This window comes from Serratia sp. B501, from assembly GCF_051172315.1.
GTDB lineage: Bacteria > Pseudomonadota > Gammaproteobacteria > Enterobacterales > Enterobacteriaceae > Serratia > Serratia ureilytica.
The window spans coordinates 106,840-132,365 of record NZ_JBPIZB010000001.1; the positions used below are offsets into that span (position 1 = coordinate 106,840).

The 25,526-nt window shown below is 59.0% G+C and carries 24 protein-coding genes, 1 tRNA gene and 1 pseudogene; 13 read left to right on the top strand and 13 right to left on the bottom strand.

Annotated elements, in window-relative coordinates; genetic code table 11:
* Positions 1 to 57: 57 nt before the first annotated feature.
* From ACSBQV_RS00645 to ACSBQV_RS00665, 5 genes are all read right to left on the bottom strand, one after another.
* Entirely contained in the window at positions 58 to 984 is a 927-nt protein-coding gene (locus ACSBQV_RS00645; protein WP_099782726.1) for a LysR family transcriptional regulator, read from the bottom strand.
* 98 nt (positions 985 to 1,082) lie between these two features.
* Positions 1,083 to 2,585: a glycine betaine/L-proline transporter ProP gene (gene proP / locus ACSBQV_RS00650; protein WP_025302375.1), complete on the bottom strand. Its 1,503-nt coding sequence runs from the start codon at positions 2,583 to 2,585 to the stop codon at positions 1,083 to 1,085.
* A 414-nt stretch (positions 2,586 to 2,999) separates the two neighbouring features.
* Positions 3,000 to 4,367 (bottom strand): TolC family protein, encoded by a 1,368-nt coding sequence (locus tag ACSBQV_RS00655; protein ID WP_099782724.1) that lies wholly within the window; start codon positions 4,365 to 4,367, stop codon positions 3,000 to 3,002.
* Positions 4,368 to 4,370: 3 nt separating this feature from the next.
* On the bottom strand, positions 4,371 to 6,308 hold the full coding sequence (locus ACSBQV_RS00660) for a MacB family efflux pump subunit (protein ID WP_047571986.1): 1,938 nt from the start codon (positions 6,306 to 6,308) through the stop codon (positions 4,371 to 4,373).
* Positions 6,305 to 7,510 carry an efflux RND transporter periplasmic adaptor subunit gene (locus tag ACSBQV_RS00665; RefSeq protein ID WP_080280844.1) on the bottom strand — a complete coding sequence of 402 codons (1,206 nt, stop codon included), beginning with the start codon at positions 7,508 to 7,510 and terminating at the stop codon, positions 6,305 to 6,307. The genes ACSBQV_RS00660 and ACSBQV_RS00665 overlap by 4 nt, the downstream gene beginning before the upstream one ends.
* A 216-nt stretch (positions 7,511 to 7,726) precedes the next feature.
* Here ACSBQV_RS00665 and cho point away from each other — a divergent pair, with 216 nt between their 5' ends.
* The 5 genes from cho (at position 7,727) to ACSBQV_RS00690 (ending at position 10,098) form a co-directional block, all read left to right on the top strand.
* The gene (gene cho, locus ACSBQV_RS00670) at positions 7,727 to 8,575 is read left to right on the top strand and encodes an excinuclease Cho (RefSeq protein ID WP_033644249.1); all 849 of its coding nucleotides are present in this window, start codon (positions 7,727 to 7,729) and stop codon (positions 8,573 to 8,575) included.
* 112 nt (positions 8,576 to 8,687) lie between these two features.
* A tRNA-OTHER gene (locus ACSBQV_RS00675) sits at positions 8,688 to 8,784 on the top strand.
* A gap of 186 nt (positions 8,785 to 8,970) precedes the next feature.
* A complete protein-coding gene (locus ACSBQV_RS00680) occupies positions 8,971 to 9,270 on the top strand; it encodes a sigma-S stabilization anti-adapter protein IraP (protein ID WP_033642650.1) in 300 nt (99 codons plus the stop codon).
* A 123-nt stretch (positions 9,271 to 9,393) separates the two neighbouring features.
* Positions 9,394 to 9,897, top strand: coding sequence for a YlaC family protein (locus ACSBQV_RS00685; protein ID WP_047026308.1), 504 nt, complete (start codon positions 9,394 to 9,396; stop codon positions 9,895 to 9,897).
* 69 nt (positions 9,898 to 9,966) lie between these two features.
* Entirely contained in the window at positions 9,967 to 10,098 is a 132-nt protein-coding gene (locus tag ACSBQV_RS00690; RefSeq protein ID WP_015377413.1) for a hypothetical protein, read from the top strand.
* Positions 10,099 to 10,158: 60 nt separating this feature from the next.
* Here the strand turns inward: ACSBQV_RS00690 and ACSBQV_RS00695 are convergent, their stop codons facing one another.
* The 5 genes from ACSBQV_RS00695 to mdoC all read right to left on the bottom strand — a co-directional run bounded on the left by ACSBQV_RS00695 (position 10,159) and on the right by mdoC (position 15,427).
* Positions 10,159 to 10,287 carry a hypothetical protein gene (locus ACSBQV_RS00695; protein ID WP_033642652.1) on the bottom strand — a complete coding sequence of 43 codons (129 nt, stop codon included), beginning with the start codon at positions 10,285 to 10,287 and terminating at the stop codon, positions 10,159 to 10,161.
* A gap of 243 nt (positions 10,288 to 10,530) precedes the next feature.
* On the bottom strand, positions 10,531 to 12,252 hold the full coding sequence (locus tag ACSBQV_RS00700; RefSeq protein WP_004927894.1) for a potassium/proton antiporter: 1,722 nt from the start codon (positions 12,250 to 12,252) through the stop codon (positions 10,531 to 10,533).
* Between the two features lie 283 nt (positions 12,253 to 12,535).
* Complete coding sequence (locus ACSBQV_RS00705; protein ID WP_033642653.1) at positions 12,536 to 12,760, bottom strand: hypothetical protein; 225 nt, start codon at positions 12,758 to 12,760, stop codon at positions 12,536 to 12,538.
* Positions 12,761 to 13,062: 302 nt separating this feature from the next.
* The gene (locus ACSBQV_RS00710; RefSeq protein ID WP_033650721.1) at positions 13,063 to 14,079 is read right to left on the bottom strand and encodes an acyltransferase family protein; all 1,017 of its coding nucleotides are present in this window, start codon (positions 14,077 to 14,079) and stop codon (positions 13,063 to 13,065) included.
* Between the two features lie 217 nt (positions 14,080 to 14,296).
* Positions 14,297 to 15,427, bottom strand: a complete 1,131-nt coding sequence (gene mdoC, locus ACSBQV_RS00715; protein ID WP_042784177.1) for a glucans biosynthesis protein MdoC — start codon at positions 15,425 to 15,427, stop codon at positions 14,297 to 14,299.
* Positions 15,428 to 15,686: 259 nt separating this feature from the next.
* Between mdoC and mdoG the strand changes: the two genes are divergently transcribed.
* The 3 genes from mdoG to ACSBQV_RS00730 all read left to right on the top strand — a co-directional run bounded on the left by mdoG (position 15,687) and on the right by ACSBQV_RS00730 (position 20,215).
* Complete coding sequence (gene mdoG, locus ACSBQV_RS00720) at positions 15,687 to 17,255, top strand: glucans biosynthesis protein MdoG (protein ID WP_169539530.1); 1,569 nt, start codon at positions 15,687 to 15,689, stop codon at positions 17,253 to 17,255.
* Positions 17,248 to 19,806, top strand: a complete 2,559-nt coding sequence (mdoH, locus tag ACSBQV_RS00725; protein WP_099782722.1) for a glucans biosynthesis glucosyltransferase MdoH — start codon at positions 17,248 to 17,250, stop codon at positions 19,804 to 19,806. Before mdoG ends, mdoH begins: the two co-directional genes overlap by 8 nt.
* A 163-nt stretch (positions 19,807 to 19,969) precedes the next feature.
* Positions 19,970 to 20,215: a YceK/YidQ family lipoprotein gene (locus ACSBQV_RS00730; RefSeq protein WP_033642658.1), complete on the top strand. Its 246-nt coding sequence runs from the start codon at positions 19,970 to 19,972 to the stop codon at positions 20,213 to 20,215.
* A 6-nt stretch (positions 20,216 to 20,221) separates the two neighbouring features.
* Here ACSBQV_RS00730 and ACSBQV_RS00735 read toward each other — a convergent pair whose 3' ends face one another.
* Both ACSBQV_RS00735 and ACSBQV_RS00740 read right to left on the bottom strand, forming a co-directional pair.
* Positions 20,222 to 20,767, bottom strand: a complete 546-nt coding sequence (locus tag ACSBQV_RS00735) for a GNAT family N-acetyltransferase (protein WP_099782720.1) — start codon at positions 20,765 to 20,767, stop codon at positions 20,222 to 20,224.
* A gap of 33 nt (positions 20,768 to 20,800) precedes the next feature.
* Positions 20,801 to 21,177, bottom strand: a pseudogene (locus tag ACSBQV_RS00740) (MysB family protein).
* A 209-nt stretch (positions 21,178 to 21,386) separates the two neighbouring features.
* On the opposite strand from ACSBQV_RS00740, the gene leuA reads away from it, so the two are divergent.
* The gene (gene leuA / locus ACSBQV_RS00745) at positions 21,387 to 23,075 is read left to right on the top strand and encodes a 2-isopropylmalate synthase (protein WP_099782718.1); all 1,689 of its coding nucleotides are present in this window, start codon (positions 21,387 to 21,389) and stop codon (positions 23,073 to 23,075) included.
* Here the strand turns inward: leuA and ACSBQV_RS00750 are convergent.
* Positions 23,026 to 23,826: an AraC family transcriptional regulator gene (locus tag ACSBQV_RS00750; protein WP_099782716.1), complete on the bottom strand. Its 801-nt coding sequence runs from the start codon at positions 23,824 to 23,826 to the stop codon at positions 23,026 to 23,028. The genes leuA and ACSBQV_RS00750 overlap by 50 nt on opposite strands.
* Before the next feature lie 137 nt (positions 23,827 to 23,963).
* Between ACSBQV_RS00750 and ACSBQV_RS00755 the strand changes: the two genes are divergently transcribed.
* From ACSBQV_RS00755 to ACSBQV_RS00770, 4 genes are read left to right on the top strand one after another with little or no spacing between them, the layout of a single operon-like run.
* A complete protein-coding gene (locus tag ACSBQV_RS00755; protein ID WP_069100846.1) occupies positions 23,964 to 24,281 on the top strand; it encodes an ArsR/SmtB family transcription factor in 318 nt (105 codons plus the stop codon).
* Positions 24,271 to 24,705: a YeeE/YedE family protein gene (locus ACSBQV_RS00760; RefSeq protein WP_033642664.1), complete on the top strand. Its 435-nt coding sequence runs from the start codon at positions 24,271 to 24,273 to the stop codon at positions 24,703 to 24,705. The genes ACSBQV_RS00755 and ACSBQV_RS00760 overlap by 11 nt, the downstream gene beginning before the upstream one ends.
* A 2-nt stretch (positions 24,706 to 24,707) precedes the next feature.
* Positions 24,708 to 25,136 (top strand): YeeE/YedE family protein, encoded by a 429-nt coding sequence (locus ACSBQV_RS00765; protein WP_099782714.1) that lies wholly within the window; start codon positions 24,708 to 24,710, stop codon positions 25,134 to 25,136.
* Positions 25,127 to 25,525, top strand: coding sequence for a VOC family protein (locus ACSBQV_RS00770; RefSeq protein ID WP_033642666.1), 399 nt, complete (start codon positions 25,127 to 25,129; stop codon positions 25,523 to 25,525). The genes ACSBQV_RS00765 and ACSBQV_RS00770 overlap by 10 nt, the downstream gene beginning before the upstream one ends.
* Position 25,526 lies beyond the last annotated feature (1 nt).

Below are 25,526 nucleotides of genomic sequence, written 5' to 3' on the forward strand. Positions count from 1 at the left end.
AGATAAAAGCGACAAGCGGGCGAAATTCGAACCTGCTGTTCGCGTTCTGCGAACCTTTCAGGTTGACGTCAGGAAAGGGGACAGCGCGGTTTCCCAACTGGGCGTAGGGCCAATGTGCTCACTCAGAAAGTCCACCAGCGCCTTGATCTTGGGGGATGCGCGTTTTGAACGGCGATAGACGGCGGAAATGTCGCCGCCGTCGGGTGAATAGGCGGCCAGCACAATGCGCAGTTCCCCTGCGCGTATCGCGTCGGCGGCGATAAATGCGGGCAGGATGGCGAGGCCCAAACCGGCTTTCGCCGCCGCCAGCAGGTGAAAAGCATTATCGGTGCGCAGGCGTCTGCCGATACGAAACGATCGGATCTCGCCTTCGATGGGGAGTTGCAGCATGCCGGTCGGCTCGCGGTGAATATACAGCAACCCCTGATGCTGTTGCAGATGTTGCGGGTGCGTCGGCGTGCCTTGACGCGCAAGATAGGCTGGGCTGGCGCAAATCAAGTGACGGTTGGCGCAGATGCGCTGCGCGATCAGGTCGGAATCCGCCAAGGCGCCGATACGGATGGCGACGTCGAAATTTTCCTGATTCAGATTGGCCAGGCGATCGCTGTACTCCACGTCCAGATTGAGGTTCGGGTATTGTTCCATAAAGGCGGATAACAGCGGCGCCAGATAGCGGATGCTGAACGCCATCGGCGCGGTTAACCGCAATGGGCCCTGCAGTTGGCCGTGCAGTGTTCGCACCGACTCTTCGGCATCGCTCACTTCGCTTAATATGAGAACGGCGCGCTGATAGAACAGGTGGCCGGCGTCGGTCAGCCCAAGCGTTTTCCCGCGTTCGAACAGCACAGTCCCAAGGCGCGTCTCCAACTGCTGGATGCGTCTGCTGACCACCGACTTGGTGGTGCCCAAGCGGCGGGCGGCGGCGCTGATGTTGGCGGCCTCGACCACGGCGATATAGGTCGCCATCTCCTGAAACTGATTCATTCATCTCTCCTTCGGCATCCGCCGGGTCAAGTTACCACTCTGTGCACGCCAGGCAAAAAAAACCACCCGGGCGGGTGGTTTTTGCTTGTCAGAGCGAATCAGTCCAGTTTGGGGTGCTGGTCGATCAGGATCTGTTTTTTCTTTTCCAGTTCGGCGATCTGCGCGTTGATGTCCTCGACTTTCTGTTCGATGTTGTCGTAGGTTTCCTGCAGCAGCTCTTTTGCCTCGGAGCGGTCAGAGGCGGCCGGCGTCGCGCCGCGTAGCGGCTTGTTGGCGGTTTCTTTCATGTACAGACCGGTGATAAGACCGATCACCGCAACAACCATCAGGTAGTAGGCCGGCATGTACAGGTTGCCGGTTGCTTCCACCAGCCAGGCGGCAACGGTCGGCGTCGCACCGGCGATCAATACCGAAATGTTGAACGAAATCGCCAGCGCGCTGTAGCGAATGTGCGTCGGGAACATCGCCGGCAGGATGGAGGCCATCACCCCGGTGAAGGAGTTGAGCAGCACCGCCAGCACCAGCAGGCCGACGAAAATCAGGCCGATGACGTTGCTGTTGATCAGAATGAAGCACGGGATCGCCAACGCCAACAGGCCGATGCTGCCGCCGATGATAAACGGCTTACGGCCGATGCGGTCACTGGTCAGGCCGATCACCGGCTGCACGAACAGCATGCCGATCATGATGGCGATGATGATTAGAACGCCGTGATCTTCCGAGTAGTGCAGGTTATGCGACAGGTAGCTCGGCATGTAAGTCAGCAGCATGTAATAGGTCACGTTGGTGGAAATCACGATACCGACGCACACCAGCAAACTTTTCCAGTGTTTGGCCGCGATCTCTTTGAACGAGGTCTTTGGCGGATTCTCGATGGCGTTGCGATCCTCTTTCTCCATCTTGTCCACGTGCTGCTGGAACGCCGGGGTTTCTTCCAGCGCATGGCGCAGGTAGAGACCGATCAGGCCCAGCGGCGCGGCGATGAAGAACGGGATACGCCAGCCCCAGTCGAGGAAGTTGGCTTCGCCGACGATACTGGAGATCAGCACCACTACGCCTGCGCCCATCACAAAGCCGGCGATGGAGCCGAAGTCCAGCCAGCTGCCCATAAAGCCGCGTTTGCGGTCCGGCGAGTATTCGGCGACGAAGATCGCCGCACCGGAATATTCACCGCCGACGGAGAAGCCTTGCGCCAGTTTGGCCAGCAGCAGCAGGATCGGCGCCCAGATGCCGATCGACGCATAGGACGGGATCAGGCCGATACAGAAGGTGCTGACCGCCATGATGATAATGGTGACCGAGAGCACTTTTTGACGGCCGAACTTGTCGCCCATGGCGCCGAAGAACAGACCGCCGAGCGGACGCACCAGGAAGGGGACGGAGAAGGTCGCCAGCGCGGCGATCATTTGTACGCCGGGAGAGGCGCCGGGGAAGAAGACCTGGCCAAGCGCATAGGCGACAAAGCCGTATACGCCGAAGTCGAACCACTCCATTGCGTTGCCGAGGGCCGCGGCGGTAATGGCCTTCTTGAGTTTGCTGTCATCGATGATGGTGATGTCGTTAATGTGCATCGGTTTATGTCGTTTTTTTCTTAACTTCATATAATCATCCCTTAATGAATTATTCGTTGTTCGTGAAAGCGTAATCTCCGTTCACTGTTGTTTTCGAGTTATCAAATCGGCTAATCGAATCGCGGTTCAAGACGATTCATTATCCACATTTAAGTTGGGATGTGGATCACAAAATAGCGTCGCTCATGCCGATGTTATGTCATTTAGGTGACTAATTATTTTGCATCTATAGCTTAACGTTATATCTTGCGGCGATCAAATCCAGCAGTTTAACTTAAGTATTTGCACCGATTTGGTGCGAGAATGGTCTGATAATTGTGCGATATGGCGATTTTTCGGCTGATTGATGGTGTTTCCAGTATAGAGAATACGGGAGATAACACAGGAAAAATTGATGTGTTCGCCGCTAAAAAAACGCCTGGCCGGGTGGCCAGGCCGCTGAGATTACGGCGCCGATGAACCGCCGAATTCGAGATAGATTTTCGCCAGATTCTGGTACTGCGCGAAGCGGTTCTCATCCACCGCCAGTTCCGCCTGACGGCGTTGTTCCTGAGCGTTCAGCCAGTCGGTAATGGTGACGGCGCCCTGTCGATAACGCACCTCGTTCAACCGCTCCGATTTACGCGCCAACGCCAATGAGGCGCGCAACTGCGTCTCCTGCGCCAGCAGCTGCGTGCGCAGTGACAGCGCGTTGTTCACATCGCCCATCGCTTTGTACAGCGCCTGCTTGAAGGCCAGAACTTGCTGTTCATAGTCGTTGCGGGCGATCTTGATCTCCACGCCCATTTGCCGCCACTGCAGGAACGGCAGCGTCAGGCCGGCGCCGAGGCTGCCCGTCGGGTTGCGCAGGAATTCCAGTAGCGCGCTGCTGCTGGCGCCCAGTGAACCGGTCAGGCTGAACGCGGGATAGTATTGCAGACGTTTTTCATCGACGTTGGCCAGGGCGGCGCGCAACCGCAGCTCTTGAGCGCTGAGATCCGGGCGACGGCTCAGGACGCTGGCGGGAATGCCGGTGTTGATCTGCGGCATCGCCGTCGTCGGCAGGCGCGCGGGTGCGATGGTGGCCTGGCCTGATGGCGCGCCCAGCAGCACCGCCTGTTCGTTCAGCGCCTGTTGACGATCGTGTTGTAACGTCACCAGGCTGCGTTCCTGCGTCAGCAAGTTTTGTTCCGCATTCACTACGTCCAGCGCCGAGATGCTGCCGGCCTGATAACGGGCGTTGGCCAGCCGCAGCGTCGTTTTGGCATAGGCGATGCTCGCCTGGCTGACGCTGATTTGTTGATTGAGAAAACCGATGCGCCAGTAGTTGGTGGCGGCATCGGCCAACAGCTTCAGGCGCGCCGCCTGCAGATCCTGCACGGAAGCCTGGCTGCTCCACTCGGCCGCGTCGCGCTGGCGCGCCAGCTTGCCCCACAGATCGACCTCATAGCTGGTGGTGAGCGACGCGTTGCTGGTTTTATTCCACGCGGAGGACTCGGACAGCGGGCGATTAATGCCGCTGCCTAATGAGGCGCTGACGCCGGGCGCGGTGCTGATGCCGACGCGTTCCGCCTCGAGCCGCGCGCGGTAAACGCGCAGCACGGCGGCGGCCAGATCGTTATTGCTCGCCATCACCTGTTGCAGCCAACGATCGAGCTCGGGATCGTGGAAATCGCGCCAGTCGAACGGCGTCGGCGCGGCGTTGCCGGCAGCGTATTGCCACCCCGCAGGATAGTTGACCTGCGGCGCCCGGTAGTCGCTTTTCAGGGCATTGCCGCAGCCGGCGGTGAGCAGGGCGGCGAGGCTTAACGCCAGGGGAGATAAAATTTTCATGGGTTACTCGCTGGCCAATGAAACGACCGGATCCATCCTTGCCGCTTTGCGGGCGGGGAGATAACCGAAGATCATGCCGATTAAGGTTGAACAGAAAAATGCCGTGGCGGCGGCTTGCCAGGAATAGATGGCGGTGAACATGCCGCCCGCCAGCGAGGTGAACAGCGACCCGGCGGCGAACGACAGCGCGATGCCCAAAGCGCCGCCGATCAGACAGACCAGCACCGCCTCTATCATGAACTGTTGCATGATGTCGCTGCGCCGCGCGCCGACCGCCATGCGCACGCCGATTTCGTGGGTGCGTTCGGTCACCGAGACCAGCATGATGTTCATCACGCCCAAGCTGCCGATCACCAGCGCGATGGACGCCACCATCAGGATCAGCAGGCTGAAAGTCATTGACGTGCGTTCGATGGACTTTCGGATTTTATCGAAGTTGTACAAACGGAAATCTTTTACGCCATGGCGTTGGGTCAACAGCTGTGTGATAGCGGTGACGGCCGATTCGCTGGCGACATTGTCCTTTAGCCGAACGGTGATGCCGCTGAGCGTCGGTTTGCCTACCATGCGATACATCACCGTGCTGTAGGGCATCCAAACAGTGATGCGATTGGGCGCGTAGTTGCGATTGCTTTTCGCCACACCGATCACCCGGGCCGGCACCGAGCCGAGAAACACGATCTGGCCGAGCGGCTCGACGCCGAAATCGCCGAACAGCGCCTGGCGCGCATTGTCGTCGATGATCACTTCCTGCAGCGCATTACGATCGTCGCGGAAAGTCACGCCTTGTAACAGCTCGACGCCGTTAACGCGGAAATAGTCGCGCCCGACGCCGGTGATCGAGGCGGTGGCGGATTTGCTGCGAAAACGGATGCTGTCGGAAGCGTCTACTTCCGGGCTGACGCTGTCGACGAAGCTTTGCTGCGCCAGCGCGTCGGCATCGGCCGGCACCAGAGTGCGGATGCTGTCGATGGCGTCGTCGAAGAAATCGCGGCCCGGATAGATGCTTACCACGTTAGTGCCGAGATCTTTGAGGTTTTCCAGCGTGCGCTGTTTGGCGCCTTCGCCCAGCGCCACTACCGTGACCACGGCGGCGATGCCGAAGATGATGCCGGTCATGGTCAGCGCGGTGCGCAGACGATGAGCGTTCATCGCTTTCAGCGCCATGTGCAGCGATTCGCGGGTGCGGTCGATCAGGCGTTGCCAGCCGCTTTGCCGGCTGCGGTGCGGCGGCGGCAACGATGGGCCGGACGCCGACTTGCGGCCGCTGTCAGCGATGATCTTGCCGTCTTGCAGTTCGATGACGCGCTGCGCATGTTGCGCCACTTTCATATCGTGGGTGACGATCACCACGGTGTGGCCGCGCTGATTCAGTTCGCTCAGGATCGCCAGCACTTCCTGGCCGGATTGGGTGTCCAGCGCGCCGGTCGGTTCGTCCGCCAGGATGATCTCACCGCCGTTGATCAGGGAGCGGGCGATGCTGACGCGCTGCTGTTGGCCGCCGGAAAGCTGGCCGGGCTTGTGGTCTTCGCGTCCCTCAAGCCCCAACCGCGCCAGCAATTGCGCCGCCCGCTGCCGACGCTGATCGCGCCGGGCGTTGGCGTAGATGGCCGGGATTTCGACGTTGCCCAGCGCGCTGAGATCGGGCATCAGGTGATAGCGCTGGAAGATAAAACCGATATGTTCGCGGCGCAGGCGGGCCAATTCGTCCGGCGACAGGTGGGCGGCGTTTTGGCCGCTGATGTAGTAATCGCCGCGATCCGGCACGTCGAGGCAGCCCATGATGTTCATCAGCGTCGATTTGCCGGAGCCGGAGGCGCCGATGATCGCCACCAGCTCGCCGGCGGCGATGGTCAGATCGATATCTTTCAACACCGTTAACGCTTGACCGCCGTTGGTGTACGTTCGGCTGATGCCTTTTAGTTCGATGATCGCGTTCACAGGAAGATGCCATCCTCAGCCGATTTGGCGGCGGGCTGCGACAGCACCACGGTTTCACCGGCTTTCAGGCCGCTGAGGATCTGAATGTCGACATTGTTGGTGATGCCGGTGGTCACTTTGCGCGTTTCCAACCGCTGGTCCTGGGTCAGCACCTGCACCTGCTGCTCTTTGCCATCGATTTTATGCACCGCCTGGATCGGCACCAGCAGGGTGTTCTTCGCGTCGCCGAGGAGCAAGGACACCTGCGCGGTCATGGCGATGCGCAGGCGGTTTTCCGGGTTTGGCACGTCCAGCAGCGCGTTGTAATAGACCGAGGCGTTCGAGGTACCGGAGCCGGAAGCGGAGCTGGTGCCGGCGAGCGAGTCGTCTTTCATCACCGATTCCGGTGCCAGCTCGATGGTGCGCAGCGTGGCGTCGTAGCGCTTATCCGGATCGGAGAAAATAGTGAAGTAAGCCTTTTGTCCCGGCGAAATGCGGGTGATGTCGGCTTCGGAGATCTGCGCCTTAATGGTCATCATATCCAGCCGCGCCAGCTTGACGATGGTCGGCGCACTTTGGCTGGAGTTGACCGTTTGTCCCTGCTGCGTGACCACGGCGATAACAATGCCGTCCATTGGCGCAACCACGCGGGTATAGCCCAGATCGATTTTTTTCTTCTCGACTTCGATCTGCGATTGCACCAACTGCGCATTGAGCGCCTGCAGATCGGCGCGAGTGGTGGCGAGCGAGGCTTCGGCGGTCTCGAAGTCTTCCCGCGAACTGGCTTCGTCGTTCAGCATGCGGCGCTGGCGTTTGAAACGCGACTCCGCCTGTTTCAGCAAGGCCTGTTTGGCTAACATATTGGCTTTGACTACGTTCAGCGCCGCTTCGGCGTTGCGCAGATCGTTGCGCTGTTGCAGATCGTCGATGTCGGCGATCGGTTGCCCTTTGGTGACGCGATCGCCCAGCTTGACCTTCAGCGATTTGACTTCGCCGGAGACGCGGGCGCCGACGTTGACGCGTTCGATGGCATCCAGCCGCCCGGTGGCCAGCACGGCGTTTTCGATATCGCCCAGACGGGCTGGCGCGGTAACGTAATCCTGCTGCGGCGGACGTTGCCAAAAGATGGCCAGCGCGACGGCGACGGCGATGAAAACGATGGCGGCGATCAACGCCAGACGGCGGGAGGGGAGTTTCAGTGATGACATACCCAGGTTTTCCATAACGATAAAAGCGGCGGTTCCAGTATGCCATCATGGCAGCGCCAGCTTGAACTGGCGCTAAACGTGAGGCACTTTCCCGCTGGAAAGGGGATAGTAAAGGCTTTCCCGTTAAAGATCACGGTGAGTTATTATCCGCCGGGTGTGCAACCGGCTGCGTTGGGCGTTATACTGGGTAAAAAACCAGTGTTCATTCATCAGCAGGATAATGCCACCGCCATGATGCCAAACCGCCTCGAGCCAGAACTCGACATTTATCAATACCCGGAGCACCTGCGCGCCTGCCTGGCGCCGTTGCCCAAAGGGCCGGGCGTGTATGTGTTTCATGGTCAAAGCGAGAGCCTGCCGCTTTACATCGGTAAAAGCGTCAATATACGCAGCCGGGTGATGGCGCACTTCCGCGCGCAGGACGAGGCTAAAATGCTGCGCCAAACCCGACGCATCAGCTTTATCGAGACCGCCGGCGAGTTGGGTGCATTGCTGCTGGAGGCGCAGTTGATCAAACAACAACAGCCGCTGTTCAACAAACGTCTGCGGCGCTCGAAACAGCTGTGCGCGCTGCGCTTGCAGGCAGATGCGGTGACGATTGCTCACGCCAAAGAGATCGACTTTGCCGTCACGCCCCATCTCTACGGGCTGTTTGCCAATCGCCACGCCGCGCTGGAAAAGCTGCGCGCCATCGCCGACGAGCATCGTTTATGTTACGGCAAGCTGGGGATCGACAAGCTGCCGGCGGGGCGAGCCTGTTTCCGCTACAGCCTGCGCAAGTGCGCGGGCGCCTGCTGTGGCGTGGAGTCGGCGCAGGAGCATGCGCTGCGGCTCAGCGCGGCGCTTGAGCAGCTGCGTATCACCTGTTGGCCGTTCGCCGGGCGCGTGGCGCTGGAGGAGCAGGGCGAGACGCTGCGTCAGTACCATGTGATCCACAATTGGTTTTATCTGGGCTCGGTCGGCAATCTGGCGCAGGCGGAGCGGCTACAGAGCGCGGCCAGCCATTTCGACAGCGATGGCTACAAGATTTTGTGCAAGCCGCTTATCGCCGGCGATTACCCGATTATTGAGCTGCCGTAAGGCCATAACGCTGGCGATAACCTAAGACTTATCCGTAAAATCAGGGCATTATGCTAAAAAAGCTTGAGTCCATAATGTTGTTATGGATAATAACGCCCCGAAGCGAAGGAACGCGCTATTAACTCAGTTGGCAGAGTGATTGGTTTTATAATGGCTTGTTTTGGCTTGAAAATTGATAGACGCGGGTTCGAGTCCTGCATAGCGCGCCAGCTTTCTTTCACTTCATTTCATCGCGCTTACCGTAAAGCGCACCCGGGTTGATTTGCACTATCGGCTCCTCGTTGGGATTTTCGGGTGTGCTTTACCGTAACCGCTGGCTTTCCTTCCTCTTTCTCTCTCGATCCTTTGCTAAACTGTAATCAGGCAGGCTTGCTGCCCGGCAACAGGAGGTCGATATGTCACACTCCGAGCAACTGCAGGAACTCTTGCAACGCGTCGCCGCCCTCGAGGCGAGAGAGAAGGCGCTGACCGCCGCGTCCAACGCTTACCAGGCGATTATCACCACCATGTTGGGCAATATGGAGAAGACTGAACGCGATCGCATCATCGCGATGATCGATCAGGCCCATGAAATCGCCTACGCCCGCGCCATTCAACGCAGCAACGAACCGCAAAAGCAGAAAATCAAACAGGCCGACGACGTCGCCCAGCGCATGTTCATGTTTGCGCAAGGCAAAGCCGCTCAACCGCGCTGAAGCCGAACTATAACAGTTGCCGCCATTAAGTTGGTTAACTGATCTACCCGGCAAAACTGTACTTGTGTTACTTTTAGCGGTGAGATTTGATGGCAATGCTGTTTCCAGCATAAGGTTGTAACGATGGACGCGATTAAAAGCATCTTGGTTAAAGAGATTGAACAGATCAATCGGCGCGAAGGGCGCGACGGCAAGCCGCGCTTCAACAGCGAATTCGCCCGTACTCACCGCTATTTGTGCCTTGCCATGTTCGCCGGTTACTTCGCGGTGATCGCCGTGATGTATCAGGTGCCGTACATGGGGATGTATGCCTTCCTCGGCTTCACCGCCTTTGTGCTGTTCATGTTCGCCATGCTGCTGATAGAGATCCGGCCGGTCTACCGCTTCGAGGACATCGGGGTGCTGGATCTGCGAGTGTGCTATAACGGCGAGTGGTACTTCACCCGCGCGCTGTCGCCTTATGCGGTGCAGCAGCTGCTAGATGAGCCGTCCATCGGCGCCGCGCTGAAACAGAAGATGCGGGTGATCATCGGCAACAAGGGCGAAATCGACTTCTACGACGTGTACGACATGGCCTACGGAAAAAAGCCGCAGGATGAGCCATCGCAGCTGGCGGCGGCAAACTGAAAGGTTTCCGGCCGGCGGCTTGTCGATTATACTCAGCGTTTGAACGCGAAGCAGAATGAGGACCAAGCGATGAGTGATGATATTTTCGATTTTGATATCGATGCCGAACTGGCGAAAGCCGAAGAAAAAGCGGCGCAGAAGGTAAAAGAGGTCCCTGAATTCCTCGAAGACGAAGCGGACTGCGAAGGTTGCAAGATCTGATCGCCTGACCCATAAAAAAACCGCCGCGGCGGTTTTTTTTATCTCTGAGCGTCCTCGGTATCAGTCCAGCATGAATCCCCAGATGAGGAACGCCGCCACCAGAATCAGGCAAAGCGCGGACACCGTCACCAGTATTTTCCCCAGAATGTCTTTTTCTTGTTCCCGCTGCGTCACGTTGAAATTATCCAATTAAAAGTCTATGGACCAAACCGGCGATACTGAGATCGAGCGCCGCTACGCCCAGCGCCATGACCATCATCACCGAAAGAAATCGAGTCTTGCCGTTCACATCCCTAATCCCCGTTGGCGCCGCTGTTAAATTGTTTTTATATCAAACGGATATAATTCAGCGACGCCGTACTTCATGCATCATGATAGTGATTAAGAACGTTCTTAAGGCCAGAAGTTCCCTCATCTGATAGCGCGGCCGCGTTAGTCGGTCACGATCCTGACGCCTATCTTGCTGACCTGATTGCCCTCCATTTCGGCAATGGTCCAGGTCAGGCCGTCCCATTCCACCTGGTCGCCGATCACCGGTTCACCGCCGATCAGCTGAATGACGAACTGCCCCAGCGTCTGTTGCTCGTCGACATCATCTTGCAGATTGAGGCCATAAACCTGCGAGATGTCGCTTAAACGGGCGTCGGATTGCAGGATAAAGTCGCCGAAGAAGCGTTCGTCGAGCGTCACGGCCGGCGCTTGGCTAAACAGTTTGCCGAGGATCGGCAGATCGTGCTCATGGCCGATAACGCACAGGATATCGTTCTCGCGCAGCCGGGTACTGCCGCTAGGGTGCAGCAGCTCTTTGCCGCGGAACAGGGCGGCGATGCGGGTATTGGGTGGCATTTTCAGCTCGCGCAGCGCGGCGCCGACGCACCAGTTTTCCGCCGAAAGTTGATACACAAACTGTTCCCACTGGTTTTCCGGGTGCACGTCCAGCCCAACGCGGGAGATCGGCGTCAGCGCCGGTGGCACGATCACCTTGGCCTTTTTGGCGGCGAACGACAGCGTGGTGCCTTGCAGCAGCAGGGAGACCAGCACCACGAAGAACGCCACGTTAAAGAACAGCTGGGCGTTGGGCAGCCCGGCCATCATCGGGAACACCGCCAGGATCACCGGTACCGCGCCGCGCAGGCCAACCCAGGAAATAAAGCCGCGTTCGCGCAGAGTAAAGCTGCGGAACGGCAGTAGGCCGATAAACACCGACAGCGGGCGTGCGAACAGGATCATCCACAGCGACAGCAGCAGGGCAGGGATGGCGATCGGCAGCAGCTCATGCGGGTTGAGCAGCAGGCCGAGCACCAGGAACATGCCGATCTGGCTGAGCCATGCCAGGCCATCGAAGGTTTGCACGATGCCGTGACGGTTGCGAATTGGACGGTTGCCCAGCAGCAGGCCGCACAGGTACACCGCCAGAATGCCGCTGCCGTCCAGCGCGGTGGTCAGCGCGAAAATAAGAATGCCGCCGCTCACCGCCAGCAGCGGGTAGAGGCCGTCCGCCAGCTTGATGTGGTTAATCAGCGTCAGCAGCAGCCATCCGCCGCCGAGACCGAAGACGATGCCCATGCCGAACTGCTGCATCAGATGCAGCGGGAAGGTCCAGCTCAGCGCGGTTTCCCCGGCGGCGATCATCGCAATCAGCGTGATGGTGAGAAATACCGCCATAGGATCGTTGCTGCCGGACTCGATCTCCAGCGTGGCGCTGACGCGTTCGTTCAGCCCTTTGCCGCCCAGCAGCGAGAATACCGCGGCGGCGTCGGTAGAACCGATGATGGCGCCGATCAGCAACCCCTGCAGCAGATCGAGATTGAACAGCCAGGCGGCGGCCATGCCGGTCAGGCCGGCGGTGATCACCACGCCGACGGTGGCGAGAGACAGTGCCGGCCACAGCGCCACGCGGAATGAGCTGACCCGGGTGCGCATGCCGCCGTCGAGCAGGATCACCGCCAACGCGAGGTTGCTGACCAGATAAGCGACCGGGTAATTGCTGAAGACGATGCCGCCGGGGCCGTCAACGCCGGCCAGCATGCCGATCGCGAGGAAGATCACCAGGATCGGAATGCCGAGCCGGGAAGAAAATGAGCTGAGCAGAATGCTTGCCCCCACCAGCACGGCACCGATGACGAACAAGCTGTTAATGGTGCTGGCATCCAAAATATCGTTCTCCTGAGGCTGGGGGATAGGGGGCACTGCGCGTATTTCGATGATAACGTGTTTAGTGGGTAAAACGCCAAGGCTGATTGCGAAAACAATCGATCAATTATTACCCTTTGGTGCGATTAAACTAAGAAAGTGAGGGGAAGGGGTGAAGTTCTGCCTTTTATCCAACATTATCAGGCTGCTGTATTTTAGTTTTGGCAACAATGCCGGGTTTGCACGGCGGGAAAAACCATTAAGCCCGCGCAGGCAGGCTTAATGGTTTGCAGGCGCGGTAGGGTTAATGGTCGAGCGATTCCAGCGACCGTTTGATCAGCTCGGTGGCCAGTTTGCGTTCCGCTTCGGAAATGCCGTCGAGATTGAAGTTGGAGAGCTCAGCGACCAAAACGCTGCGTTCTTTACCGCTGATCGAAGCGTCCAGCGCGGACAGCAACCTGCTGAGGATCTTCAGCAGGGTGGCGTTTTCCGCTACGGCTTCCTGAGCCTGGGTGTTTTTATCGGTCATTCAAAATCCTCTCTGTCGTGACGGAAGGGAGAGACAGGTAACGCCATCGAATCAATCAAGCGATCGCGCAGCCCTTCGGGGGTTGAGCCCAATCACTACCGTAAGGCAGGGATCCGGATTTCTACTTATGCATTGCAGTTATAACGGCCATGTTATCTATGCCGCCGTATCACTTTGCCTTAACGGACGACGTCAAGCTGAACAATGTGTGCTCTGTGTGACATGGGGAAGAAGACGCAACCGGCAGGTTGCGCCATCAAGTATAGTGTCAGGAACAGCGGGCAGGGGCGGCGGAACCGCCCTCAGGAGATTTTTTCTTTTTGCAGACGGCTATTGAAGCGAGGACGCTCCAACAGAAAATTGAGATGCAGGCGCTGTATCAGCAGATAAGCGATAATGGGCGCGCTCAAGCCAACCAGAGTGCCGAGGATCGCATGCGCCGGCCAATTGCTGACGTGCAGAAACTTGGTCAGTATGATGCGTAAACCGCTGGTGGCGAGGATATGCATCAGATAGATCACCATGCTCAATTCACCGAGTCGGCGCAGCCAGGAAAGCTTCGTTTTAGCCAACATAACCGATAGGGTGACGATGAAGAAGATGGCTTCAACCGCCAGTATCAGGGAGAAACTTCCTGCATCGGTATACAGCAAGCCGGAATAGCCGTGGAATCCCCATTGCAGCGAGATAAACGCGAACAGGGAAGCCAACAGCGAGCCAAAGCCCAGATTGGCGATGTGAGAAGCGTAACGAACGGCCAAAGCGCCAAGCAGGAAGAAGATCAAGAACCGGGTGATGTAATCGAAATGGAAGGCTTTGGTGAGGTTATCTTGGTAGAGATACAGCCCCATGCTGATGACGATCAACACCGGCAGAAGATAACGGTATGCATCTTTGCTATACAGTAAAGTTGCCAACACAAAGACCATAAACAAGGCATACAAGAACCAAAACTGCGCGCGAGGATGCGTAAACAGCGCCAGGACATCGCCGAGGCTCGAAGGATTATTGGTGTAACGTGACAATAAGACTTCCACCAAGCCTTGCAGCAGCGACCAGATCACATAGGGGTAGACGATGGTATCGATCTTGCTGATGACGAAGCGAGTTTTGCCCTTTCTCTCCAGCGACTGCGTAAAAAACAAACCTGAAAGGAAGAAAAACAGCGGCATATGGAAGCTGTAGATAACGCTGTCTGTCAGTTGATAGAACGAGCCGGGGAGTTGAATGCCTGCGCTGTATAGACCGCGGTTGACGTGGCCGAAAACCACGAGAATGATGCCGATCCCTTTTGCATAATCGACCCATGCTTCTCTCATATGTGTACCTTGCCCAGAAAGTAACGCAACTAATTTATAAGTATCAATAGTGAGCGTAACAGGCAGTTGCCGTTTTGCAATGCGTCCCAGGGATTAGGATTAATATTAGGAAAATGCTCAGGGTGCTGCCGATGCCGCAGCGGTAATGGAAGGGATCATAACATTGATGCGGTTAATTTCTGGGCGATAATTCATCACCCAGAAATGGCGTAAGGCCTTATTGCGGCTTGCCGGAGAACAGGAAGCGCAGCACCGGGATGCGTTTGTGCAGCTCATATAAAGCGAAGGCCAGCGAGAACACAAACAGCAGGCCCAGCAAGAACCCCAACAGGTTGTTGCCGATATAAGGCGTCACGAAAGCGCCATATATCAGGGTCAACGGATGGTGCACCAGATATATAAACAGCGAGGCGTTGACCAGATAGGTGATGCGCGGCGAGTGATAATTCAGCAGGTTATGCCCGAAAGAGAACACCACATTGGTCATCAGGATCCCCATTAGGGTTTTGATCACCACTTCCAGCTCGAACATATAGCTGCTGTGCGCCAACAGTTTCTGGTTCAGCATATATGCGATAAACAGCAGCAGCGAGCCGAGCAGCGCCAGCGGCGAACGGCGCAGAAAAATCTCTTTAAGCCACACATACTTAAACGCATAGGCGCCGAGGATGAAGAACGGCAGGTAGAACATCGTCTCCATCACCACGAAATTGAACAGGCCATTGGATAATAGCTGCGGCGCGAAAATTAAAATAATACGGTGCGCGGCCGAATAGCATACCGCATAAATAAAGAAACACAGTGAGATGTTTCCTAATCCACGCATTCTGTTGATTAACGCTGGAATAGGCTCGCGGGTTTGACGCTTGATTTTGCGGAACAGATAAAAGCAGGCGAAGGTTAACAATGACAGGGTCAATAAGAACCACAGATGAGACACCAATTCCCAAACTGTTACATTTATTTTCTGATAGAGAGAAAACTCGTCCCAGCCGTTTAATTTATCGGTGAAATATTTCAGCATGAAAAATTGCGGCACCGTAATTAGCGGGATGGAGCTCAACAGCGGGATCGCCACCCGCTCCAGCCTGACCTTCAGCCACTGATGGCGCTCGTAACGCTCGTAGAGCATGTAGGAGAAGTAGCCGGAAATCACGAAGAACACCTGCATGCGGAAGGCGTGGATGAAGTCGTTCAGCACCGTGAGCGAGAAGGAGGGCGACGCGCTGTTCACCGCCCAGGCGTGGCTGGAATAAATCAGGGAAAGGTGAAACGGAATGCCGAGCAGCATCAAATAGGCTCGGATCGAATCGAGGAAAAACTCGCGCTGTTTGCTGCCTTTAGTCATAGATTACCGCTGGTGATTTAATCGGGTGCTCATTAACACGCTTAATAAGTCGTCAAACGTTAAATTGTTATCCGGAACCCTACTATAGCCCCTCGCATTTTTCCATAGCGTCTTGTTGCGCGGCTTGCTACGCTGGTGCTCCATCAGCTGCTTAAACAATGAGCCGTAAACATGAACCATCCATTTATCATGTTGTCGGAAAGCTGAGTAATCCATTAATATGGATTTAAATGATTTGAGCACACGAATAGGGGGGGATGTGCTAGTTAATATATTATCCGGACAACCACGCGCCGCGAGCGTTCGTTGGTTAGGTGCTACCGTATTGTTCACGCTGTTCAGTTCGCCGGCATGGGCCTTTTCTATTGATGATGTGGCCAAGCAGGCGCAGGATCTGGCTGCGAAAGGTTTCGAAGCCCCGAAGAGCAACCTTCCTTCTCAGTTCCGCGAGATGAAGTTCGCAGACTATCAGCAGATTCAGTTCAATCACGATAAAGCCTATTGGAGCAAACTGAAAACCCCTTTCAAGCTTGAGTTTTATCATCAGGGGATGTATTTCGATACGCCGGTGAAAATCAACGAAGTCACCTCTACCAGCGTAAAACAGATCAAGTACAGCCCGGATTACTTCAACTTCGGCTCGGTCAAACACGATCCTGAATCAGTGAAGAACCTCGGCTTTGCCGGCTTCAAGGTGCTCTACCCGATCAACAGCGCCGACAAAAACGATGAGATTATGAGCCTGCTGGGCGCGAGCTATTTCCGCGTGGTGGGTAAAGGGCAGGTTTACGGGCTTTCCGCTCGTGGCCTGGCTATCGATACCGCTTTGCCTTCCGGCGAAGAGTTCCCGCGTTTCCGCGAATTCTGGGTTGAGCGTCCGAAGCAGGGCGACAAACACCTAGTGATCTACGCGCTGCTGGATTCCCCGCGCGCCACCGGCGCTTACCGTTTCACGGTGATCCCGGGCCGTGACACCACCGTGGACGTCGAGTCCAAAGTGTTCCTGCGCGATAAGGTGGGCAAATTGGGCCTGGCGCCGCTGACCAGCATGTTCCTGTTCGGCCCGAACCAGCCGTCGCCGACGCTGAACTACCGCCCGGCGCTGCACGATTCCAACGGTCTGTCTATCCATGCCGGCAACGGCGAGTGGATCTGGCGTCCGCTGAACAATCCTAAACACCTGTCCGTCAGCACCTATACCGTTGAGAATCCGAAAGGCTTCGGTCTGCTGCAGCGCGGTCGCAACTTCAAAGAGTACGAAGATCTGGACGATCGTTACGATCTGCGCCCGAGCGCCTGGATCGAACCGAAAGGCGACTGGGGCAAAGGCAAGGTCGAGCTGGTGGAGATCCCAACGGCGGATGAAACCAACGACAACATCGTCGCGTTCTGGACGCCGGATACCTTGCCGGAAGCCAAAAAACCGCTGACGCTGAGCTACCGTCTGAACTTCACCCGCGATGAAGACAAACTGCATTCGCAAGACATCGCCTATGTGGCGCGGACCATGCGTTCGACCGGTGACGTGAAACAGTCCAACCTGATCCGCGAGCCTGACGGCAGCGTCGCCTTCCTGGTCGATTTCGTCGGCCCGGTGCTGAAAGCGCTGGACGCCAATACGCCGGTCGCTTCTCAGATCAGCATCGGCGACAACGGTGAAATGGTAGAAAACAACGTCCGCTATAACCCAGTGACCAAAGGCTGGCGCCTGACGGTGCGTCTGAAAGTGAAAGACGACAAGAAGCCGGTAGAAATGCGCGCGGCGCTGGTCAATGGCGATAAGACACTGTCGGAAACCTGGAGCTATCAGCTACCTGCCAATGAATAAGCCTACTCAACCCGCCCAGGATTATCTTGCGGCGCTGCCTCTGACCGCCGAGCGGTCGGAGGCGCTTACCCCTAAAACGGCGGATGGCGCTCAGGCTCTGGAGGCGCTCCATCGGCAGATGGGCGCCGCCGACGCCAACGTCAATAGCCTGTCGGCGGATGACGTGGCGCTGGCCTCGGTCAAACCGCGCATCGAAAGCGCCTGGCCGGATGCGGTCAGCGATGACGACTTCGATACCGACGCCGAAGGGCGCGCCATTCTGAAGGCGACGCCGCCGATCAAACGCACCACCATGTTCCCGGAAGCCTGGCGCACCAACCCGGTGGCGCGCTTCTGGGATTCTCTGCTGGGGCGGTCGCCGCACAATCGGCACGCCACCAAAGAGGAGGCCGAGGCCGAGAACCGCTGGCGTACCGTCGGCTCCATGCGCCGCTATGTGCTGCTGGTGCTGATGCTGGTGCAAACCGGCATCGCCACCTGGTACATGAAAACCATCTTGCCTTACCAGGGCTGGGCGCTGATCGATCCTATCGCCATGCTGGACCAGGATCTGATGCAGTCGGTGCTGCAGCTGCTGCCGTATGTGCTGCAAACCGGCATTCTGATCCTGTTCGCCGTGCTGTTCTGCTGGGTCTCGGCCGGTTTCTGGACCGCGCTGATGGGCTTCCTGCAGCTGCTGATCGGCAAGGACAAATACAGCATTTCCTCCACCATCAAGGGCGATGAGCCGATCAACCCGGCGCACCGCACCGCGCTGATCATGCCGATCTGCAACGAAGACGTCGAACGCGTGTTCGCCGGCCTGCGCGCGACCTATGAGTCCGTCGCCGCGACCGGTCAGCTGGAACACTTCGATATCTACGTGCTGAGCGACAGCTACGATCCGGACATCTGCGTGGCCGAGCAAAAGGCGTGGATGGAGCTGTGCCGCGATGTCGACGGCCACGGCCGCATCTTCTATCGCCGCCGTCGCCGCCGCGTCAAACGCAAGAGCGGCAACATCGACGACTTCTGCCGTCGCTGGGGCGGTGAGTACAGCTACATGGTGATCCTGGATGCTGACAGCGTGATGAGCGGCGAATGCCTCACCGGGCTGGTGCGCCTGATGGAAGCCAACCCGAACGCCGGCATCATCCAGTCCGCGCCGAAGGCGTCCGGCATGGATACCCTGTACGCGCGCGTGCAGCAGTTCGCTACCCGCGTTTACGGGCCGCTGTTTACCGCCGGTCTGCATTTCTGGCAGCTGGGCGAGTCGCACTACTGGGGCCATAACGCCATCATCCGCGTGAAGCCGTTTATCGAGCACTGTGCGCTGGCGCCGCTGCCGGGCGAGGGCTCCTTCGCCGGTTCTATCTTGTCGCACGACTTTGTTGAAGCGGCGCTGATGCGCCGCGCCGGCTGGGGCGTGTGGATCGCTTACGATCTGCCGGGCAGTTACGAAGAGCTGCCGCCGAACCTGCTGGATGAGCTGAAACGCGACCGTCGCTGGTGCCACGGCAACCTGATGAACTTCCGCCTGTTCCTGGTGAAGGGCATGCACCCGGTGCACCGTGCGGTGTTCCTCACCGGCGTGATGTCCTACCTGTCGGCGCCGCTGTGGTTCATGTTCCTGGCGCTCTCCACCGCATTGCAGGTGGTGCATACCCTGATGGAGCCGCAATACTTCCTGCAGCCGCGGCAGCTGTTCCCGGTCTGGCCGCAGTGGCGGCCGGAGCTGGCGATAGCGCTGTTCTCCACCACGCTGGTGCTGCTGTTCCTGCCGAAGCTGCTCAGCATCGTGCTGATCTGGGCCAAGGGGGCGAAAGAGTATGGCGGCGCGTTCCGTTTGTTCATTTCGATGCTGATGGAAATGCTGTTCTCGGTGCTGTTGGCGCCGGTGCGCATGCTGTTCCATACCGTGTTCGTGGTGAGCGCCTTCCTCGGTTGGGAAGTGGTGTGGAATTCGCCACAGCGTGACGACGACGACACGCCGTGGGGCGAAGCGTTCCGCCGCCATGGCTCGCAGATGTTGCTGGGCCTGGTGTGGGCCGGCGGCATGGCGTGGTTGGATCTGCGTTTCCTGTGGTGGCTGTCGCCAATCGTGTTCTCGCTGATCCTGTCGCCGTTCGTGTCGGTGCTGTCGAGCCGCGCGACGCTGGGCATGAAAAGCAAACGCGCCAAGCTGTTCCTGATCCCGGAAGAGTACAATCCGCCGCGTGAGCTGCTGGCGACGGAAGAGTACCTGCATCTCAACCGCAACCGCGCGTTGACCAACGGCTTTATGCACGCGGTGGTCAACCCGTCCTTCAACGCGTTGGCGACGGCGCTGGCGACGGCGCGTCACCACCTGCGCGCGACGCTCGATCGCAATCGCGAGGAGCGGGTAAACGAAGCGCTGCAGCTGGGGCCGGAGAAGCTGGTGAAGGGCAAGCGTCTGGAACTGCTGAGCGATCCGGTCACGCTGGCTCGTCTGCACCAGCGCGTCTGGCTGCTGCCGGAAGGCGCCGCCTGGCGTGAACACTACCAGCAGTTGCCGCACAACCCGCTGGCGCACCCAACGGGCCGGCGTTAATCTCTTAGCGGCAACGCTTAGACGGGGAATGCGCACGGCGCGTTCCCCGTTTTTTTTACCTTTTGCCTGAGCGCGCCGGTGCCGGTGAAAAAAGGGAACTGTGATAGACTGCGGCCGATGCGTTGTTCACTCGCGAAACAACCCCTTTCTCAGAGTCAATGTCGTGAAGCTCTCTTCCTACTTTCGCCTGGCCTGCGTGACGGCCGGCGTGATGGCCCTAACCGGCTGCGGCAGCATCATCAGCCGCACCGTGCCCGGCGCCGGGCACGGTCATCAGTATTATCCCGGCGTGCAGTGGGATCTGCGCGATACGCCCTGGCGCTACGTCACGGTGATAGACGTGCCGCTGTCGATGGTGGTGGACACCTTTATGCTGCCGTTCGATGCGCAGCATGGCCCCTACGAGTAACTTCGTTCAGCGGCTGGCGAACACCACCAGCTGGTAGCCTTTCTGCCCGCAATGGAAAGGCGCCAGCGCCGTCATCCCCAGCCCTTGCACGTGAGCGGCCAACGAATGCGGATTGTCGTCGTCGATAAACAGTGCGCCCACGTCGTAATCATGGCGGGTGTGCGCTTTGACTGCGGCGTAGAGGCGCTTTAATACGCCTTTGCCGCGCCAGGCCATGCCGAGGCAGACCGGGCCGTAGAGAAATACCCGCTGCTCACGCAGCGGCCGTCCGGCGAATGAGTGCGTGGCGAGCGTCGCCAGCATCGCATCCACCACCGGCGGCCGCGGCTGCGCGTCGGCGGGCATCAGGCAAACGAACCCCGCCAGTTGGCCCTCCTGTTCCGCCACCCATATGCCGATGCCGCGGTTGATCGCCGTCAGCTGCGCCTCATTCATGCGCGATACGATAAATCCCTGCCGTTTTTGGCGCTCATCGAGCGCTTCCGGCACGTTTTCCGCCTGCAGTTGCAAAATGGCGGGGTAGTCGGTGGGGCGGGCCTGGCGAATGTTCATGCTGCCTCCTTGGCGTTCAAAGCGTCGTGCGGGTTAACGTTCATCCCACTCATCGGCGGCGGCCTGGCCTCTTCGGTATCCAGCGGCGGCTCGAGCTGGAAGTCGCCTTCCTCCCATTCGTACAGGGTGTTTTCGTCTATCCACTCGGCGGTGATTTCCACCTCGTCGTAGTCACCGTCGAAGATCGCCTGCGCCGCCGCACCGCTGCGCAGCGTCAGGCATTCCACCGCCTCGCCTTCTTCTTCGAAGAACTCCGCCTGCCACATCGTGTCGCCATCCTGCATCACGTACTTTTGCAGATTGAACTGCTGCGGCACCGGCGGTTCGTCACCGCCGCCGCCTTCGGCGGTGTCGAGAAACTCTTCGCGTGCGGCCTCGATGGCTTCTTCCAGGGTTGCATACAGGCTCATGTTCGCCTCCGTTGACAATGAGAGTAAAGCGTCCGGCGTGCTGCCGGCTCGGTGGGGAAAACGTCAAAACTAATTGTTGTCTCACTGGCGCAGGATGCAAATTTTTTTGTTGTCCGCTCTGCGACGACGGTTGTCCGCAAAGCGGGAGAAGCAAGCGCGGAGGCGGGAAATAATGACGGTATCGTTCATTCAGGCATCAGGAGAAGCCCATGTTAATCGACCCTTCAAACAAATACCGACCGTTCCCGCCGGTGACGTTACCGGATCGCCAGTGGCCTTCGCGTACCCTGCGACAGGCACCGCGCTGGTGTTCCAGCGATCTGCGCGATGGCAACCAGGCGCTGGCGGAGCCCATGGATAACGCGCGCAAGCGCGAGTTCTATCAGCTGCTGTTGCAGTGCGGTTTCAAAGAGATCGAGGTGGCTTTCCCTTCGGCGTCGCAAACGGACTTCGACTTTGTGCGCGCCCTGATCGATGAGCGGCTGATCCCGGACGATGTCACCATTCAGGTGCTGACGCAGTCGCGCGACGATCTGATCGACCGTACCTTCGAGGCGCTGCAGGGAGCGCCGCGGGCTATCGTGCATCTGTATAACGCCACGGCGCCGATGTTTCGCGACATCGTGTTCCGCCAGGATAAGGCGGCTACCGTGGCGCTGGCGGTGAATGGCGCGCGGCGCATTCGCCGGCATTGCGAGGCGCAGCCCGATACCGTCTGGTGCTTCGAATATTCGCCGGAAACCTTCTGCTTTACCGAATTGGCGTTCGCGCTGGAGATCTGCGAAGCGGTGGCGGATGTTTGGCAACCGGGGGCACAGCGGCCGATGATCATCAACCTGCCGGCGACGGTGGAGGTGAGTACACCCAACGTGTATGCCGATCAGATCGAATGGTTCTGCCGCCACTTCAGCCGTCGCGCCGATGTGACAATCGGCGTGCACCCGCATAACGATCGCGGCACCGGCGTCGCCTGCGCCGAGCTGGCGCTGCTGGCCGGCGCCGATCGGGTCGAAGGCTGCCTGTTCGGCAACGGCGAGCGTACCGGCAACGTCGATCTGGTCACGCTGGCGTTGAATCTCTATACCCAGGGCGTGGCGCCGGGCCTGGACTTCAGCCGCTTGAAGCAGGTGGTGGAGGTGGTGGAACAGTGCAATCAGCTGCCGGTGCATCCTCGCCATCCTTATGCCGGCGAATTGGTGTTTACCGCCTTCTCCGGATCGCATCAGGATGCGATCAAGAAAGGCTTCGCCGCGCAACGGCAGCGGCAAGATGGCTGGTGGCAGGTGCCTTACCTGCCGCTCGATCCCGCCGATGTCGGCTGCAGCTATGAGGCGGTGATCCGGGTTAACAGCCAGTCCGGCAAAAGCGGCGCCGCCTGGCTGTTGGAGCAGAACCATGGGCTGGCGCTGCCGCGCGGTTTGCAGATTGATTTCAGCCAGGTGGTCCAGCGGGCGACCGACGGCAGCGGTAAGGAAATGAGCGTCGCGCAGCTGTGGCGCTTATTCCGCGACACTTACGGGCTGGTGGAGCAGCCGCGCTTGCAGCTGTTGAGCTATCAAACGGAAAGTCACGGCGTGGAAGCGTACAGTTTCAACGCGCGAGTCGCCTGGCAGGGGGAGCCTCTGCAGCTGCAGGGGGCCGGCAACGGCCTGCTTTCCAGCGCGGTGGATGCGCTGCGCCAACGCTTCGGTTTGCCGTTGGCTATCGAAGATTACCACGAGCATACGCTGGGGCATCAGAGCGACAGCCGAGCGGTGGCTTACATTCGCTGCGTTTTGCCGCACGGCGAGGCGAGCTACGGCGTTGGCATCGACGTCGACTCCGCCAGCGCTTCGCTGCAGGCGTTGTTCAACGTCGCCGGGCGCTATCTGGCGTCAACGTCGGCGCGGCCCGGCTGAAATAGTCGCTGGGCGCTACCCCCAGCACCCGGCGAAACATGGCGCTGAACGCGCTGGGGCTGTCATAGCCGAGATCCAGCGCCACTTCCAACACCGAACGTCCGATCGCCAGCGCGTTCAGCGCCGCCAGCAAACGGGCGCGTCGCACCCAATCGCCAAAACGCAGCCCGGTTTCTCGCTGGAAGCGCCGCGACAGGGTGCGTCCGCTGACATTGAGGCGTTCGGCCGCCTGTTCCAGCGTCCAGGGCTGCGCCAGCGTGGCCTGAATATGGCGGCACAGGGCGAGCAGCGAGGCCTCGCGCGGTTCGGGCAGGTGCAGCGGCAGGCTCGTCAGCACCCGTAATTCATCCAGAATCAACTCCATGATGCGCTCGTCGCGCCCGCCGCTGGGGTAGCCGGGCGCAATCTCCATCGCGCTGATAATCAGCTCGCGCAGCAGCGGCGACACCTGCACCACCTGGCACTGAGCCGGCAGATCGGCGCGCGCCAGCGGATCGATGAATAACGTCCTGGCCGCTACCTGGCCGGTGATGCGCAGACTGTGCACCACTTTCGCCGGTACCCAGACGCCGCGGCCGGGCGGCACCACCCAACTGCCGAGCCGGGTAGTGACCTGCACCACGCCGCTCAGGCTGTGGATCAGCTGCGCGCAGTTATGGTAGTGCTCCGGCTCGCTGTCGCCATGATGATAATCCCTGGCTAACGGCCGGACAGGCTGATCGGGCGGCAGAACGTCGTGAAAAAACAGCATCGCTGGCGCCCTCCGCGCGGCAAAAGGATAAGACCAAACAGCATGCCATGCGGCGTTATTTCACGCTAGTCGGTGGCTTTGTGTGCGAATACTTTATAAAATAATATTATATAATTTTATATATTGATGGAGGAGCAATGGATATTGACGCGATGCGTAAGGCGGCGACGCAGGCCGGCGCGATGCTGCGTACCCTGGGCAACGAAGATCGGCTGCTGCTGCTGTGCCGGCTCAGTCAGGGCGAGATGGCGGTGAGCGAGCTGGCGCAGGCGCTGGATATCCGCCAGCCGACGCTGTCCCAGCAGCTTGGCGTGCTGCGGGAGGAAGGGTTGGTGTCCACCCGGCGCGCCGGCAAGCAGATTTACTATGCGGTGGCCGATGCCAAAGCGCTGGCGCTGCTCCATACCCTGTATCAGCTTTATTGCCCACAACCGGAGAACCGCGATGACCATTGACTGGCAACACTTCACGCCTTATTCCGCGCTGGCGGGCGGGGCCATTATCGGCGGCGCGGTGGCGCTGCTGCTGCTGTTCAACGGCCGGATCGCCGGCATCAGCGGCATTACCGGCGGTGTATTGAGTGCCGGTGGCCAGGAGCGGGGCTGGCGCGCCGCATTTATTGGCGGGTTGCTGCTCTCTCCCTGGCTGTATGCTGCCGCTGCGGCTTTGCCGTCCGGTGAGATCGCGGTCGGCAACGGTGGGCTGGCGGCCGCAGGGCTGTTGGTGGGATTGGGCACTCGATTGGGCAGCGGTTGCACCAGCGGGCACGGCGTGTGCGGCGTCGCACGGTTGGCGCCGCGTTCGCTGGCCGCCACGGCGGTGTTTATGCTGCTGGGCTTTATGACCGTGTGGTTGATGCGCCACCTGGCGGGAGGTTGAGAATGCTTAAAACGCTGTTGGCGCTGCTGAGCGGCGTCATTTTTGGTCTGGGGCTGATCGTCGCCGGCATGGCCAATCCGGCCAAAGTGTTGGCGTTTCTCGACGTTACCGGCGCGTGGGATCCCTCGCTGGCGTTGGTGATGGCTGGTGCGATCGCGGTGGCGGCGCCGGCCTTCCTGTGGACGAGGCGACGAGAGCGTAGCCTGTTGGGGGAAACGCTGCAGATCCCGGCCGCCGGGCGTCTGGATCGTCGTTTGCTGGCGGGCAGCGCGCTGTTCGGCATCGGCTGGGGCATCGCGGGTATTTGCCCCGGACCAGCCTGGGTGTTGGCCGGGGCGGAGATAAGCCGGGTATGGCCGTTCCTGCTGGCGATGCTGGCGGGCATGGCGCTGTATGACGTTATCATGAGGAGAAGGAGGATATGTCGATAGCCAAAGCGGTGTTGCGCATCGCGCGCCCGACCGATCGGTTGCAAGAGATTGCTACGCTGTATTGCCGCGGGCTGGGGTTCGAAAAGCTGGGCGAGTTTGTCGATCATCAGGGGTTCGACGGCATGATGATCGGGCATCCGCAGCATGCCTACCATCTGGAGTTCACGCAGCATCGCGGGGTACGGGTCGGGCAGGCGCCGACGCAGGATCATCTGCTGGTATTTTATCTGCCGGATGAGAACGAATGGCGGGCCGCGTGTGAGCGGATGCGGGCGGCGGGATTCTTATCGGTCGCCGCCTATAATCCCTATTGGGATCGGGCGGGGCAAACCTTTGAAGATCCTGATGGCTACCGAGTGGTATTGCAGCATCAGGCCTGGCAAGCATAAA